At 65.9% G+C, this 14,690-nt stretch carries 14 protein-coding genes and 1 pseudogene; 12 read left to right on the top strand and 3 right to left on the bottom strand.

Annotated elements, in window-relative coordinates; all coding sequences use genetic code 11:
- Positions 1-5 precede the first annotated feature (5 nt).
- The 5 genes from LPC08_RS25245 (at position 6) to LPC08_RS25225 (ending at position 4,793) form a co-directional block, all read left to right on the top strand.
- Entirely contained in the window at positions 6-743 is a 738-nt protein-coding gene (locus LPC08_RS25245; RefSeq protein ID WP_230453193.1) for a hypothetical protein, read from the top strand.
- On the top strand, positions 736-1,572 hold the full coding sequence (locus tag LPC08_RS25240) for a segregation and condensation protein A (protein WP_230453192.1): 837 nt from the start codon (positions 736-738) through the stop codon (positions 1,570-1,572). The genes LPC08_RS25245 and LPC08_RS25240 overlap by 8 nt, the downstream gene beginning before the upstream one ends.
- A 364-nt stretch (positions 1,573-1,936) precedes the next feature.
- Positions 1,937-2,476: a helix-turn-helix domain-containing protein gene (locus tag LPC08_RS25235; RefSeq protein WP_230453191.1), complete on the top strand. Its 540-nt coding sequence runs from the start codon at positions 1,937-1,939 to the stop codon at positions 2,474-2,476.
- 3 nt (positions 2,477-2,479) lie between these two features.
- Entirely contained in the window at positions 2,480-2,953 is a 474-nt protein-coding gene (locus tag LPC08_RS25230; RefSeq protein ID WP_230453190.1) for a hypothetical protein, read from the top strand.
- 484 nt (positions 2,954-3,437) lie between these two features.
- Positions 3,438-4,793 (top strand): argonaute/piwi family protein, encoded by a 1,356-nt coding sequence (locus tag LPC08_RS25225; RefSeq protein ID WP_230453189.1) that lies wholly within the window; start codon positions 3,438-3,440, stop codon positions 4,791-4,793.
- A gap of 128 nt (positions 4,794-4,921) precedes the next feature.
- On the opposite strand, the gene LPC08_RS25220 is transcribed toward LPC08_RS25225, so the two are convergent.
- Positions 4,922-6,265, bottom strand: a complete 1,344-nt coding sequence (locus LPC08_RS25220; RefSeq protein WP_184521074.1) for an IS1380 family transposase — start codon at positions 6,263-6,265, stop codon at positions 4,922-4,924.
- Positions 6,266-6,396: 131 nt separating this feature from the next.
- Between LPC08_RS25220 and LPC08_RS25215 the strand changes: the two genes are divergently transcribed.
- From LPC08_RS25215 to tnpB, 4 genes and pseudogenes are all read left to right on the top strand, one after another.
- Positions 6,397-7,362, top strand: coding sequence for a Piwi domain-containing protein (locus LPC08_RS25215; protein WP_230453188.1), 966 nt, complete (start codon positions 6,397-6,399; stop codon positions 7,360-7,362).
- Positions 7,363-7,481: 119 nt separating this feature from the next.
- Positions 7,482-8,549 carry a PD-(D/E)XK nuclease domain-containing protein gene (locus LPC08_RS25210; RefSeq protein ID WP_230453187.1) on the top strand — a complete coding sequence of 356 codons (1,068 nt, stop codon included), beginning with the start codon at positions 7,482-7,484 and terminating at the stop codon, positions 8,547-8,549.
- A gap of 363 nt (positions 8,550-8,912) precedes the next feature.
- The gene (gene tnpA, locus LPC08_RS25205; RefSeq protein ID WP_230453186.1) at positions 8,913-9,308 is read left to right on the top strand and encodes an IS66-like element accessory protein TnpA; all 396 of its coding nucleotides are present in this window, start codon (positions 8,913-8,915) and stop codon (positions 9,306-9,308) included.
- A pseudogene (tnpB, locus tag LPC08_RS25200) lies at positions 9,308-9,463 on the top strand (IS66 family insertion sequence element accessory protein TnpB); the annotation flags it as partial. The gene tnpA and the pseudogene tnpB, both read left to right, overlap by 1 nt.
- Before the next feature lie 88 nt (positions 9,464-9,551).
- Here tnpB and istB read toward each other — a convergent pair.
- Positions 9,552-10,331, bottom strand: coding sequence for an IS21-like element helper ATPase IstB (istB, locus tag LPC08_RS25195; protein ID WP_230453185.1), 780 nt, complete (start codon positions 10,329-10,331; stop codon positions 9,552-9,554).
- Complete coding sequence (gene istA, locus LPC08_RS25190; RefSeq protein ID WP_230453384.1) at positions 10,321-11,844, bottom strand: IS21 family transposase; 1,524 nt, start codon at positions 11,842-11,844, stop codon at positions 10,321-10,323. The genes istB and istA overlap by 11 nt, the downstream gene beginning before the upstream one ends.
- 149 nt (positions 11,845-11,993) lie before the next feature.
- On the opposite strand from istA, the gene LPC08_RS25185 reads away from it, so the two are divergent.
- The 3 genes from LPC08_RS25185 (at position 11,994) to LPC08_RS25175 (ending at position 14,690) form a co-directional block, all read left to right on the top strand.
- Complete coding sequence (locus tag LPC08_RS25185; RefSeq protein ID WP_230453184.1) at positions 11,994-12,704, top strand: dihydrofolate reductase family protein; 711 nt, start codon at positions 11,994-11,996, stop codon at positions 12,702-12,704.
- Between the two features lie 400 nt (positions 12,705-13,104).
- Positions 13,105-13,743 (top strand): aldehyde dehydrogenase iron-sulfur subunit PaoA, encoded by a 639-nt coding sequence (paoA, locus tag LPC08_RS25180; protein ID WP_230453383.1) that lies wholly within the window; start codon positions 13,105-13,107, stop codon positions 13,741-13,743.
- On the top strand, positions 13,740-14,690 hold the full coding sequence (locus LPC08_RS25175) for an FAD binding domain-containing protein (protein WP_230453183.1): 951 nt from the start codon (positions 13,740-13,742) through the stop codon (positions 14,688-14,690). The genes paoA and LPC08_RS25175 overlap by 4 nt, the downstream gene beginning before the upstream one ends.

The following is a 14,690-nucleotide window of genomic DNA, read 5'->3' as shown; positions in this document are numbered from 1 at the left end:
GGGGGATGCCCGCCCCTCTTGCCCCGACCGCCCACGACGCGCCGGACCTGACGGCGCTCCCGGCGTCGGCGCACACCGACTGGCTGCGCAATGTGCTGGTGGTGACCGGGCCGACGGAGGAGATGGGTCGCTTCCGGGCGGCAGCCGCCGGGGCAGGGGTGATCCCCTGGGTGCTGGACTTCGACGGCATGGAGGAGGACTGGTTTCTGTCACTCGTGGCGCCAGCCGAGGGTGAGCGGGCGATCAGCCTGCAGGGCGCGCGGATCCTGGCCCGGCGGCTGCGGGATGCCGCGGCGGCCAACCACCAGCGGGCGATCGCCCGCATCGGCACGGACCATAGCTGCCCCTTCGACTTGCACCGCCTGCTGCCGGCCCCACCCGGAATCCTGCGTCTCGGGCCCGACGACCCAGACAGCCGCATCTGGCTCTGGACGCATTGGGGCACGACACGCCCGCTGCGGCATGTGCGGGAGCTGGAGCCCACCCTCGACGGCCGGAAGCGGCGGATGGCGGAGCTGCGCGTCGAGTTCTGGTCAGCGGACTGGTCGCCCTGGCAGGCACTGCGCCGACTCCGCCGAAATTGGCCGGCCCTGAGCTTCACCCTGCAGCCGGACTACGCGGGCGGCGACGACGATGAGCCCACGCGCAGATCCATCGCGCCCATCCAGCACAAGCAGGGCATTCGGGACAAGAAGCACAATCGGGACAAACCACCCCGGTCGGCCAGGGCGCGTCGTGGCTGACGCCGACGCCGCGGCCGCGGTTGAGGATCCCTGGCAGGAAGAGAAGGCCGCCGATGGGCGACCTCGGCCGGCCGATATGCCTCACCTCAGCGTGGAGGGCTTCGAGGGGCCGCTCGACTTTCTCCTGGAGATGGTGCGCCGGCACCAGCTCGACCTCGGCCGACTGTCAATCATCCCTCTGACCGACCAGCTGGTGGCCGCGCTGGAGGGCAGTCTCGCCCGGTTGGAGCGCCGGGCCGACTGGCTGGTGATGGCGAGCGAACTCTTGCGGCTCCGGGCACAGCTGCTCGCCCCCGCCAGTCTGCAGGCCGCCGAAGAGGCCGCGGCAGAGGTGGACCGACGGCTCGGGCAGTTGGAAGAACTCGCTGCGATGAAGGCGGCAGCTTTCTGGCTCTCAGCACGACCGCAACTCGGCTGGGACGTGTTCGCGCGCGGCAATCAGGAGCGGGCGACGCCAAAACCACAGGCGGAACTCTTTGTCGCGTTCCTGGAGGCGACCCTCGTCATGCTGGAGGGGAGGGAAGGGCAGGAGGATGAAGTAGCGCCGCCCTACCGACCCGCAATTCCGAACCTCTGGAGAGTCCCGGATGCCCTGGAGCACATCCGCGCCGTGCTAGGGCACCATCCTCAGGGTGGCGACCTGGCTCTGTTCCTCCCACCACTGCCGGCTGAGGAGCCGGCTAGGCCGCTGAAGGCCCGCGCGGCGCTCGCCAGCACGTTGCTGGCTGGGCTGGAGCTGGCCAGGAACGGAGCGGTAGAGATGGTGCAGGAAGAGATCTTCGGGGCGATCCGCCTGTATACGCGTCCAGGGGCAAACTACGGAGCGTGAGCAGGGCGGCCACCGGCCGGAGCGAACTGGCCTCCTGTGGCTATTCGCGCGAGACGGTAGCCGGGCCCATGAACTCAGCCGTCGAGGACAGTCCGGCGGCTGGCGTGGATGTCAGAGGTCGCCCCAATATGTCTGCCGGACTTCTGCTCAAACCGACCGGACATCTGCGACCGGTAATCCCCCGTTCCTACGTTCATCAGTTTCGCCGTTCATCCGATTAGCCGGTATGTCCTACTTACGTCTGGACGCCAGTGACGCGAGACTTCCGGTCACCTGCGACTGGTAGGAGGAGACGAAAACGTCCGGTCGGAGGTCATTGAGCTGCTTGCTCTCCATGGGCATTTTGGCACCCAAGGAGAGCGCGATGAGCACTGAATCTAACACGGAAGCCGAGGGTGTCACCCCACCCGCGGGCGGGAAAACGAAGCCGACGCGAGCATCGACAAAAAAGTGGGGGCAGGAGGTCCTGGACCTGGGCTTCTGCATTCTGCCATCCCTGATCTTCCGCGCCCAGCGCAAGCTCGGGCTCGATCCGACCCAGCTCGCGGTGCTGCTGCAGCTGGCCGACTTCTGGTGGGACGCAGGGCGGAAGCCCTTCCCGAAGAAGGCTGACCTGGCAGAGCGCTTGAGCCTCAGCGAGCGGCAGGTGCAGCGTCGAATTGCCGAGCTGGAGGCATCAGGCTTCGTGCGGCGGATTGAGCGGCGGGCCCTGAACCGCGGCAAGATCTCCAACGAGTACGACCTGTCGGGCTTGGTCGCGAAGCTGAAAGAGCTGGAGCCGGCATTCCGCGAGGTCGCGGAAGAGAATAAGGCACGCCGAAAAGCCGTGGCTCGCCCAGGCTTCCGACCCAAACGGACCCCTCCTCCGGCAGCGGCAGAGAATGATGCCGCGACTATGGGATAGGTCATGGCGTCCGGTCTCAACAAGAAGGTTCTCTGCTTTATCGATGAGTACGGCACGGCCGGCGCCGGGGACCTGTATCTCGGGGGCGTGCTCGTGCTGGCGCGTGAGGCCGGCCGCGTGGACAAATGCTTCAGCGATCTCCTGGAGCCTAGCGCGAACGAGATTCACGCGGCGGCGCTCGATGATAGCTACCTCCAAAGCCTGTTGCAGCGTTTCTGGGCAGCAGTGCCCCGAGGGCGGCTCGTGCTCGTCAACCAGAAGATCCCGGCCCGCGGTGGAGAGCCTCCGGTGCTCTATGCTCACGCGGTGATCGAAACCGTGAAGATCGGGCTTAAGCGCTTCCAACAGGACGTGCTCGGCCGCGACACCATCGGCAACGTCGACCTGATCACCGACGTGAACCACCATACGACCATCCGGCGTTCGAAGCCGAGATCGGGAAGGCGCGGAGGAATGACGGGCGGTTCCGGGCCGTGAACCGGGTTTCGCGGCTGGATTCGTCTGCCTCGCGGCTGCTCCAGTTGGCTGACGTGGTGGCGTATTCTCGGAAGTGGATCGTCGGCGCTGAGCTCAACGCCACTGGCCTGCGGGAACGGTACGGGATCCAGATCCCATAGCAAAAGAGCCGCCCGAAGGCGGCTCTCGAAGCTTGGCAGAAGAAGGTGGCCGGCAACCGGGGCTCTTGGCCTCCGGGTGGCCACGACGCTTGCCAAACACGCGGCCGGACAAGTCGCCCGCAGGGCTTCCCCTGCAGGACATAAGATATCCTCGGTGGGCCTCATTTTCAAGGGGCTACCAGACATGCTCGTCTACTCGTCTAGGAAGAGCGGCGGGCTGCAAAAGCGCCTACACTCAGTAATCAGCCCTCGATCAAAAGTTGCACCTTGCTATTTTGGCGTAGGTGGGAGCCTTCCTGAGGGCGGAATCGCGAACGAACCCGCCGAGCCGATAGAATTGCACCATGCCAGATCGATTCGCTGCACGTCAGGAACCTGTGCTGGCATTGAACGGGTTCCGGCTCGCTCGCCCTGGACAGCCTATTCCTGCAGCGGTGGTCCCATTTAACCGAGAACAGCTCCATAACCTCCTCGACCGACCGGCACAGGACGTCTTCGCGACTCGCTACGGCGAGAACGACATGGTTGTCGTGCCGCTCAAACCTGGCGCCGAGTTGCCTGGCCATCGGATGGAGCTGCCCGCCGCCGACAACATGCGGCTGCTCGCCACACTCACCCGCGAGGCGGTGTTCCGCCGCCTCCTCACCCTTCCCAGCGCTTACCGGGTGGTCAGCCGACGTCCGCCTATCGTCGAAACGGCGAAGCAGGAGAACGTCATCCCGCCCTCCATCGGGCTGCCACCCTGGCTGAAGAAGCGTGTCGTCTTGCGCTTCGAGACCCGGATCATCAAGCATCCCGGCGAGGAGCCCTACGTGGTGCTGACCTGCGGGAACCGCCTCCGGACCGTGATCGAGGTCGACTGTGGTCAGTTGCACGAGATCGGCATGCCGCTCATCGGGAACTACGTTTCCACTTGGACGGACAACCCGGATCCGAAGGTAGCCAGGCGCTTGCGACTTGCTGGGCGCGTGGTTGCCAATGATGGTAAAGTCCTGAGACTTGCCGACCATGACGGCGGACCCGAGGAGATGGCCCTTGGGTTCGCGTTCCTTGAACCCACGCGTGCCAACTTCAACGCGGTCGTGCAGGCGCTTATGCAGGGCCGGGCTGAGCGGGTGCTCAAGGAGGTGCAGGAGATCGAAGGGGAGCTGAGGGCAGGCAAGGCCAGCCTTGAGACGCTTCAACGCGCCCTGAGCTACTTCGGACGTGCGGGCCTTCAGATCGCCGATGGTGTGCCTCTCCAGTTTGAGAGTCCACTTGACCAAGCGGAGTCAGTGCCATTTCCGCCAGCTGAGGTGTTCCAACGGCCCACGTTCTCGTTCGACCCAAGCGGCTCTCGCAATGACAACTGGACTCAGAGGCAGCTCGATAAGACCGGGCCCTACGATAGAGCGACCTTTGAACGAAAGCGGCCGAGGATTGCTGTCATCTGCGAGGCACGCCGGCGCGGTGCCATGGCAGAGACGGTCGCGCACTTCCTTGAGGGTCTCCCCGAAGTTCAATCTCACAAAGGCTTTGTACCCCATGCGACGGGGCTGCTGGGCCGCTTCCGGCTTCAGAAGCCGCAAGTTGAATTCTTCGAGGCCAAGGATGACAGCGCTGACGCCTACGCTGAAGCCGCCCGTAACGCTCTGTCTGCGGCCGCCACTCGGGACCAGCCATGGGATCTAGCCCGTCCTATTCACCGGGTTGGAGCGTAGGGCGTCCTGGCAGGCTGACTTGAGCGTTCGGCACGCGGCTGCATCCGCTTGCGGCGGGGTGGTTGGGCCTGACGGGCGGCGTTGGAAGTTGCTGGGCGAGAGGATTGGTGGGGCACTAGCCCCGTTGCTTATGGTCCGGCCGGATGGAAGCTGCGGGCGAGGCCGCGGAACAGCACGGCATGCGGGCAGGCGGCGGCGAAGGCGAGGCGGACCCGGCTGGCGGTTTCGATGACCCGGCCCGCCACTTTGAGCAGGCGTAGCCTGAGGGTGGCGAACTCGGCAGCCGCCAACTCATGCGTCGTGGGAATGCGGTCGCGCAGGGTCAGCAGCAGCCAGTAGGCGGCGGTGTGCAGGACCAGACGGACCTGATTGGCCAGCGGTGAGCGGCAAGACGTGCGATCGGAGGCGAGTTGGGCCTTGTGCAGCTTCACCAGATTTTCCGCCTGTCCCCGCGCGCAGTATAGGGCGTCATAGACCCACTCGGCGCTGCCGCGGGTGAAGCTGGTGACCACGAAGCGAATATCGAGGCCCTGGGTGCTGGCCTCGATGCGGGCAACCACCCGACGCTGCTTGCCCCAGGATTTGGCGCCATAGTGGGTCTCGGCATAGCGGCGCAGCACCGGGGCATTCTCCTCGGCACGGCGGACCCGCACGTCGTCGGCCGCGTCCTCGACGGCGGCCCGCAGCACGGCATTGGTTGGCAGGCCAAAGACGTAGTCGATGCCCTCCGCCTCGCAGAAGGCCATCACCTCCGGGCGGCCGTAGTGCCCATCGCCGCGCAGGGTGATGTGGGTGCTCGGCCAGTGGCGCCGGATTTGCCGGACTAGACGGCGGAGATGGCCCCGGATCTCCGCGCCGGAGGGGGTCTTGCCCGGCCGCAGCAGCACCATAACCGGGCGGGAGGTCGCGGTGTCGTAGACATGGATGGGCAGAAAGCAGCGTTCGTCGTAGTGGGCGTTGAACAGCGACAACTGTTGGCGCCCGTGGACCACGTCCACCGTGTCGTCGATGTCCAACGTCACCGCCGCGGGCGGCTTCGGGTAGCTGGCGCAGTAGAGGTCCACCATGGCCCGCATCAGGCGCACCACCTCGCGCAGGGAGGGCGCATTCTCCCAGCGCGACATGGTCGGCTGCGAGCACAGGTCCCGCCCGCTGTCGGGCAGGCGACCGCAGGCCAGCTTGAAGCCGGGATCCCGGCGCAGGTGGTCGAGGTCGTCGGCATCCTCATAGCCGCAGGCGATCGCCAGGATCCGCGCTCGCAGGATGTCGGCCAATGGGTGGACCACCCGCGCCGGGTCGCGCGGGTCGAAGATCAGCGCCGCCAGCCGATCGCAAATGCCAAGCTGTCGCTCGGCCGCGGCCAGCAGCATTACCCCGCCATCCGAGGTCAGCCGCCCGCCGTCGAAGGCGGCGACCACCTTCTTGCGGCCGATCGCTGGAAAGCCGAAGGGCTCGGTCGTATCGTCATCCATGGCGGGTGTGGCGCGGCCTGATGCTGCTGCGGATTGGTCTCGACACCCAAGTCCGTAAACGCAATCAGCAGCTTACGCCACGCCCGCCAGCCGCACCGTAGGCCCGTGATGAATAAGAGCGGCTAGCCCTGGTGCAGGTCCAGCGATCCTGGAAGGATCGTCCTGCCACCAGTAGCCCTTACTGGTGGGCGAAGGCTGCGTTCCTGCGGCGCGACGTGCCAGTGCAGGCACTCTCCGCCGAGATGATGGCCATGGGCGACTTCGAGTACGCCTGCGCTTTGGCAAACGTCAGCTTGGCCACTTACGCCAAGCTCGGCGGTACCCCTTGGCTGCTGAAGGCCCGGCCCTCGACAGATCACGAGCTTGTCTTTGGCCTCGGATCTCATACCCACAAGGAGCGACGTCGAGGTGCAGGGGAACGGGTCGTCGGGATCACGACCGTGTTCTCTAGCCAGGGTAACTATCTACTAGATGCCCGAACGGCTGCAGTACCGTTCGACCGCTACCCGGAGGCACTGCGCGCCACGCTCATCGAGGCGGTCAAGCGCATACGGCAAGAGGAGGCTTGGCGCGCGGGCGACACGGTGCGCTTGGTCTTTCATGCCTTCACCCAGATGCGACAAGAGACTGCGGATGCCGTGGTTGCCGCTGTGGAAAGCATGGGCCTGAGTGGGGTGAAGTTCGCCTTCCTCCATGTGGCCGAGGACCACCCATTCACGCTGTTCGACCACGCCTCAGCGACTGGCAAGGGTGCCTATGCGCCCGAGCGTGGGCAGGCCGTAGAACTCAGCGACCACGAGTGGCTCCTTTCCCTCACCGGACGGGATCAGATCAGAGCCGCGTCGCAGGGCATCCCTGATCCGGTGCTACTCCGCCTGCACGAGAAATCGACCTTTCGCGACATGCGAACGCTGACGCGTCAGGTATCGGATTTCGCCTGCCACTCCTGGCGTACTTACGAACGAGCTAGGCTCCCGATCACACTCCTCTACGCCGACGAAATTGCGAAGCAACTCGCAGGCCTCGAGCGTACCCCGGGATGGGACCCCGATACCGCAGTAGTTGGCGCGGTGATGCGCAGGCCTTGGTTCTTGTGAGCGCCGGCCCCACCATCCCCCAGATCAGGGCCGGCCTAATTGCGGCCGCCGAGCCGACGCCATTCTCGGCCATTCATGTGCAGGCTTTCCGAGCCTGGCTCCTGGATGAGCAGAACCGATTGAGCGAACTGCCCGGGGCTGCAGCCGCGAGCCTCGGCGCGGGCGGCGGTCGGTCCGTCGGAGACGTGGCAGCCCTTGGCTACGCGGCCGCGACCGGACATCTGGAGCATAGCTTCCAGCCCGCCTTGTCCGATGGTCTGGCGTGGTTGAGTGAGCGTGCATGGTTCCGTCCGCATCAGCCATACACGCTCGAAGCAGACGGCGTCGCCGCGCTCGGCATCGCGTTAGGCGTTAGCCGCCACGCCGGTACTTCTCAAGCACGCTGGCTTAAAGATCTGGTGGTGAGGAGCGCAGCGTCGCCGGATTTAGCAACCCTGGACCGATCGCTCTTCGTCGCGGCAGCACACCTGATTGATGCTCCTGGGCGCCAGGACAGTGCTGTGATGCTCCCCGAAGCACGAGTAGCCCTTTCGCAGCTTTTACTCAGTCGTCCAGACGACCGCTGCTGCAACGAAGCTTGGAACCGCATCCTGCACTTTGCCGCAGGCGAGGAAGTAGTACCTGAAGCAGCATTGCTGCTACGGGCGCTGAACGTGCTGACCGAACGCAACCTACCGGCGCGCATGGGGGTCCTTGACCCCCTCGATGTACTCCATGTGTTGGAGGGCGTGCAGCGCTCGTTTAAGCGCTGGACCTGGGAAGCTGCCCCCAGGACGCGGAGATCGGACATCACGCAATGGGATGTGGAGAATGAGTACCACGTTCAGAATCTGCTTTGGGCGGTGCTGGCGCCTTTGTTTCCTGATCTAAACGATGAGGAAACGCTGTCACCCGTAGGGCAGAAAAACCCTCGCGTCGATCTCTCCATACCCAGCCTCGGCACTGTGGTGGAGGTGAAGTTCATGCGCCCAGGAAAATCCTTCCAGGACATCATCGAGGAGATCGCTGCAGACGCGAGTCTGTACGCCACAGACCGGAGATGGACATCGCTGATCCCGTTCGTGTGGGACGAGGCTCGGCGGGTAGAAGAGCACCAGAAGCTTATCGCAGGGCTTAAGCAGCTCTCGATGGTCATAGGCGCGGTCGTGGTATCCAGGCCAGGGAAAATGGAGCGGTCCGGCTCTTGATGCCTCGCTGGGGCTGGCCGCTTGGGCACCGCCTGTAGATCGGCGTGGTTCCAGAACCGAAAGTCCCGGGGTACGCTGGTCCAGTTTCAGAACCGGCTCGTGAACTTCGGTTCGTCAGGCACGAGCCGAACGCGGCATCCGAGGGCCAGATGGCAGACCTCGAAATCGGGGAGTTCCTTATCCGAGGGGTGTACGGTCCAGAGCATCTCGAATTGCTGCGCCTGATCGGTAAGCGTCTTTCCTCGACTGCCTTGTGACGCTTGACGGGGGTGGGCTGACCTACGCGCCTGAGGGCGGGCCATCTGTCGGTAACCGCCCTTACGCGTAGGGGTAAGGACATTGTCGGACGGATCGCGTGGCGAGGTGATCAGCGTGGTGCAGCGGCGTCGTCGCTGGACGACGGAGCAGAAGCTGGCGCTGATCGAGGAGACGATGTGTCCCGGCACGTCGCTGGCTGGGGTGGCCGACCGGCACGGGGTGAGCCGAAGCCTCTTGTTTGAGTGGCGGCGGCAGGCGCGCGAGGGCACGATGCCGGGGCTGGTCCCGCCGGAGGCGGAGAGATCTCCTTCACTGGTGCCAGTGCACTTGGTGGACGGGTCACCGCCTGAGGCGACATCTCCGGCATTCACCCATCCCGAGCAGCCTGTCCGCGACACCGCCGGGGTGGAGGTGGTTCTGCGGAACAGCCGGATATTGCGGGTTTCAGAGGCGATCCGGCCGGAGGTGCTGAGGCGGCTCGCCGCGGCGTTGGAGGCCTGATGCTCGCACTGCCCGCGGGAGCGCGCGTCCACCTGGCGCTCGGCACGACGGACATGCGCAAGGGCTTCGACGGGCTTGCCGCGCAGGTGCAGACGGTGCTGAAGGAGGACCCGTTCTCGGGGCACCTGTTCCTGTTTCGGGGGCGCCGGGGTGACATGTGTTGAGTTTCGCTGAGAACTGACCCTACGTTTCCATCGAGAACTGACCCGTGCAGAGATATGTCCCGCGGGCTCTGGTCGTGGGTCAAGCGGGTGTTTTGGTCCTCCTGTTCCTGGGCTCGGCCGAGCTGCTCCTGAACCGGAAGCTGTCGTTGCCGGTCTCCAGGATGTGGCAGTGGTGGGTGAGCCGGTCGAGCAGGGCCGTGGTCATCTTGGCGTCGCCGAACACGCCACCCCACTCGCTGAAACTCAGGTTGGTGGTGATCACGACGCTGGTGCGCTCGTAGAGTTTGCTGAGCAGGTGGAACAGCAGCGCACCGCCCGAGGAGCTGAACGGCAGGTAGCCGAGCTCGTCGAGGATGACGAGGTCGAGACGGAGCAGGCGGTCGGCGAGCTGCCCGGCCTTGTTCGCGGTCTTTTCCTGCTCCAGCGCATTCACCAGGTCGACGGTGGAGTAGAACCGGACCTTCTTGCGGCCATGCTCGATGGCCTGGACGCCCAGGGCCGTGGCGAGGTGCGTCTTGCCGGTGCCTGGCCCGCCGATGAGCACGACGTTGTCGGCCCGCTCGGTGAACTCGCCCCGGTGCAGCTGCCGGACCGTCGCCTCGTTGACCTCGCTCACGGCGAAATCAAAGCTCGCCAGATCCTTGTAGGCGGGGAACCGGGCTACCTTGATGTGGTAGGCGATCGAGCGCACCTCGCGTTCAGCCATCTCGGCCTTGAGCAACTGGGAGAGGATGGGGACCGCCGCCTCGAACGCCGGCGCGCCCTGCTCCACCAGCTCGGTGACTGCCTGGGCCATACCGAACATCTTGAGCCCGCGCAGCATGACCACGAGGGCGGCACTGGCGGGATCATGACGCATGGCGCACCTCGCGGGTCCGCAGCGCGTCGTAGCGGCCGGTGTCGGCCCTCGGCTCCTGGTTCAGGGCGAGGGCCTGGGGTGCATCGATCGCCGCGGCCGTGCTCATGCCGTCGGTCAGGCGGTGCAGGATGTTGAGGATGTGGGTCTTGGTGGCGACGCCATCCTCGAGGGCCAGTTCCACGGCGCAGAGCACGGCCCCCTCGTCGTGCTGCAGCACCAGGGCGAGGATGTCCACCATCTCCCGCTCGCCTCCTGGCCGCCGGAGGAGCTGGGCCTGGAGCCTGCGGAATGCCTCCGGCATCTCGGCGAAGGGCGCGCCGTTGCGCAGCGCTCCCGGCTTGCGCTGGATCACCGCCAGGTAGTGCCGCCAGTCGTAGACGGTGCGGCTGGGGACGTCGTGCGAGCGCTCGACGATCCGGGCGTGCTCGCACAGGATCTGTCCCTCGGCTGCCACGACGAGCCGGTCGGGATAGACCCGCAGGCTCACCGGCCGGTTGGCGAACGAGGCGGGGACGCTGTAGCGGTTGCTCTCGAAGTGCACGAGGCAGGTCGGCGACACCCGCTTGGCGTGCTCGACGAAGCCGTCGAACGCCCGTCCCATCGGCATCAGGCTCGCCCTCTCCCGGGCATGCACCTCGGCGACGCTGCCCGGCAGCACCCCGTGGGACAGTTCGCCCCAGCGCTCGATGCAGCGGGCCTCCAGCCAGGCGTTAAGGGAGGACAGATCCGCGAACGGCGGCATGCCCTGCCAGATCTGCCGCCGGGCGTCCTGGACGTTTTTCTCGACCTGACCTTTCTCCCAACCTGAGGCCGGAGAGCAGAATGTCGGCTCGAACAGGTAATGGCTGGCCATCGCCTGGAACCGCGCGTTGACCTGCCGGACCTTGCCCGTGCCGACGCGATCCACGGCCGTCCGCATGTTGTCGAAGATGCCGCGACGCGGCACCCCGCCCAGCACCCGGAATGCCTCGGCCAGAGCGTCGAACAGCATCTCGTGGGTTTGCAGTTTGTAGGCCCGGATAACGAAGGCTCGGCTGTGGGACAGCTTGGTATGGGCGGCCTGCAGCTTGAGCCGCTTGCCGCCCACCGTCGCCCAGTCCTCGCTCCAGTCGAACTGAAACGCCTCGCCGGGCTGAAAGGCGAGCGGTACGAACACCCCGCGCCCGGTGGTCCGCTGCGCCACCTCCCGTCTCGCCTGCCAGCGCCGGACGAAGGCTGCGACCCGGCCGTAGGATCCGCCATAACCCAGGGACACCAGGTCCGCGTGGATCTGACGCACCGTCCGGCGCCCCTTGCGGCCCTTGCCCGCCTCCACCCTCAGCCATTCCGAGAGCTTGTCGGCAAACGGGTCCAGGCGGCTCGGACGCTCGGGAACCTTGAACTTCACTTCAACCGTGTTCGACCGCAGGTATTTGCGGATCGTGTTCCGCGACAGGCCCGTCCGCCGCTCGATCTCGCGGATCGGGATGCGATCCCGGTAGTGCCACCGGCGGATTACGCTCAACAACTCCATGTCGATCACTCCGATAACCCCGAACAGCCGGTCGGGGAGGTGAACAGACACGGGTCATTTCTCGGCGGAAACTCTGACCCTTCCCGGGTCAGCTCTCAGTGCAAATCAACAGGGCGTTGAAGGTTTGTACTCAGGTCGGACCCCGCCGCATGTCGAAGCCCCATGTCATCTGCCACATGACCAGCAGCCTCGACGGTAAGATCCTGCCGCGCCGCTGGGCGCCGACGGGTGTCCACGATCCCGGCATCTACGACCGGCTGCACCGTGAGATGGGCGGCGGGTCGTGGCTCGTGGGTCGCGTCACGGCGCAGGAATTCGCCAGGCGCGAGGCGTACCCCAATGAGGTGGCCGAAACCTTCGCCCGCGAGCCGTGGCTGCCGCGTAAGGGCGCCAAAGCTTACGCCATCATGGTCGATGGCAAAGGCAAGGTGGCATGGGGTCGCGCAGATGTGGATGGTGAGCCGATCGTGGTCGTCCTGACCGAGCAGGTCTCCGACGCGCACCTGGCCGGGCTGCACGGGGACGGGGTGGGATACGTGTTCGCCGGCAAGACCGAGATCGACCTGGCGCTACTCCTCGGCGCGCTGCAGCGTGAACTCGGGATTGAGCGGCTCCTTCTCGAGGGTGGGGGTGGAATGAACGGTTCGTTCCTACGGGCTGGCCTGATCGACGAGATCAGCCTGATTCTTGAACCAGCGGTCGACGCTCGGCGTGACACCCCGACCACCTTCGATGGCGGCGATACCAGTAGCGGCCCGGCGCCGATCAGCGGGCTCTCCCTCACCAGCCACAACCTGCTCGAAGGTGCTCGCCTGTGGCTGCGATACGCCGTCGACAACGAAAAGCGCGCGGCGCGTTGAGTGTCGGTCATGGCTGTGTGCACCTGGCGACCGATTGGCGACATTGCCTCGGAGGTTCCCCCCCGTCCGAGCGGAGACGGCCTCGCGCCGGGTGCCGAATGCAACGGAAGCAGGCGGCAGTGTCATCGTGGTGATGGTCCAAACCGTCATCACCCTCGGGGCGGCTGGTGGCGAGATCGTGTCCGACGCGGTGGCCCCTGACATGAGGCGCCTCCACATCAGGACCAGATGCACAGCCGATGGGATTGATGAACAGCGTTCAGCGTTTCGATGATCCGGACTCAGCAACCATCGAGCAGATGGAACACTAGGTACAGTGGATTGCGCCCCGGTGTTTTCCGCGGTGGTCAGTTGGATCGACCCTTTTCATCAGCGCTGGACGACGAAAGGAACCAAGGTCATGCCGGATACACCAGAATTGGAGATCACGCGTCGCGGTGTGCTCGCCGCGGGCGCTGCCTCCACGGTCCTGGCCGTTGTCAACCCCGCCGAGGCTCAGGAGAGGCAGTCCATGCAAGGTGAACCCGCAGCGCTCCCGGTCAGCTTCGAGGTAAATGGCCAGCGGCATGAGCTGATGCTGGATGCGCGCACGACGCTGCTCGACGCCTTGCGGGAGCACCTGCACCTGACCGGCACCAAGAAGGGATGCGACCACGGCCAGTGCGGCGCCTGCACGGTGATGGTGGATGGGGTGCGGATTAACTCCTGCCTCAGCCTCGCAGTCATGCATCAGGGCGACAAAGTCACCACGATCGAGGGGCTCGGCACGCCTGACCACCTGCACCCGATGCAGGCGGCTTTCGTGAAGCACGACGGCTATCAATGTGGCTACTGCACGCCCGGTCAGATCTGTTCGGCCGTGGCGATGCTGGACGAGATCAAGCGCGGTGTGCCCAGCCATGTCCAGGCCGATCTCACGCAGCCCCCTCGCGCCACGAACATCGAGATGCGCGAGCGCATGAGCGGCAACATCTGTCGCTGCGGCGCCTACTCCAACATCGCCGAGGCGATGGCCGAAGTCGCGGGAGAGAGTGCATGAAAGCCTTTACCTACGAGCGCGCCAAGGACCCGGTCGCGGCGGCCCGCGTCGTCGCCGGGCGGCCCGGTGCCAGGTTCATTGCCGGTGGCACCAACCTGCTCGACCTGATGAAACTGGAGGTGGAGACGCCGGCGCACCTGGTCGACGTACAGGACCTCGGCTTCGACACGATCGAGGACACGCCCGAGGGCGGCCTGCGCATCGGGGCGCTGGTCACCAACACCAATCTCGCGGCCGACGAGCGCGTGCGGAAGAGCTACGCTGTGCTCACCCGCTCCATCGTGGCCGGCGCGTCTGGGCAGCTGCGCAACAAGGCGTCCACCGCGGGCAACCTGCTGCAGCGCACGCGCTGCGCCTACTTCTATGACACCAACATGCCGTGCAACAAGCGTGAGCCTGGATCAGGATGTGCGGCGATCGGCGGCTCCTCGCGCCAGCTCGGCGTCATCGGCGTCAGCTCGTCCTGCATCGCCACCTTCCCCGGCGACATGGCGGTGGCACTGCGCGTGCTGGACGCCGTGGTCGAGACGGTGGGGGCGGACGGTCAGCGCCGGTCCATCCCGATCGCCGACTTCCACCGTCTTTGGGGCGACAGGCCGCAGGACGACACCACGCTCCGCCCCGGCGAGCTCATCACCGCGGTCACGCTGCCACCGCCATTGGGCGGCAAGCATTTCTACGAGAAGGTGCGCGACCGTGCGTCCTACGCCTTCGCCCTGGTCTCGGTCGCGGCGGTGATCCAGCCGGACGGCACCGGCCGGGTCGCCTTCGGCGGCGTGGCGCCCAAGCCGTGGCGCGTGGAGGAAGCCGAGGCGCTGCTGCCGCAAGGCGCCGCCGCCGTGACGGCACGCGCTTTCCAGGGTGCCACGCCGACGGCGGACAACGCCTTCAAACTGCCGCTCGCCACCCGCGCGCTGGCCTTCGTCGTCGCTGAAGCCAAGGGCTGA

This window comes from Roseomonas sp. OT10, assembly GCF_020991085.1.
Classification (GTDB): domain Bacteria; phylum Pseudomonadota; class Alphaproteobacteria; order Acetobacterales; family Acetobacteraceae; genus Roseomonas; species Roseomonas cutis.
The sequence above is the reverse complement of the archived record's forward strand: the minus strand, read 5'-3'. Positions and strand labels throughout refer to the sequence as shown.

Bases quoted from the DNA above. Each gene is read 5' to 3' on its own strand.
- LPC08_RS25245 (WP_230453193.1), top strand. From the start codon at position 6: ATGCCCGCCCCTCTTGCCCCGACCGCCCACGACGCGCCGGACCTGACG.
- LPC08_RS25235 (WP_230453191.1), top strand. From the start codon at position 1,937: ATGAGCACTGAATCTAACACGGAAGCCGAGGGTGTCACCCCACCCGCG.
- LPC08_RS25230 (WP_230453190.1), top strand. From the start codon at position 2,480: ATGGCGTCCGGTCTCAACAAGAAGGTTCTCTGCTTTATCGATGAGTAC.
- LPC08_RS25225 (WP_230453189.1), top strand. From the start codon at position 3,438: ATGCCAGATCGATTCGCTGCACGTCAGGAACCTGTGCTGGCATTGAAC.
- LPC08_RS25220 (WP_184521074.1), bottom strand. From the start codon at position 6,265: ATGGATGACGATACGACCGAGCCCTTCGGCTTTCCAGCGATCGGCCGC.
- istB (WP_230453185.1), bottom strand. From the start codon at position 10,331: ATGCGTCATGATCCCGCCAGTGCCGCCCTCGTGGTCATGCTGCGCGGG.
- istA (WP_230453384.1), bottom strand. From the start codon at position 11,844: ATGGAGTTGTTGAGCGTAATCCGCCGGTGGCACTACCGGGATCGCATC.
- LPC08_RS25185 (WP_230453184.1), top strand. From the start codon at position 11,994: ATGTCGAAGCCCCATGTCATCTGCCACATGACCAGCAGCCTCGACGGT.
- paoA (WP_230453383.1), top strand. From the start codon at position 13,105: ATGCCGGATACACCAGAATTGGAGATCACGCGTCGCGGTGTGCTCGCC.
- LPC08_RS25175 (WP_230453183.1), top strand. From the start codon at position 13,740: ATGAAAGCCTTTACCTACGAGCGCGCCAAGGACCCGGTCGCGGCGGCC.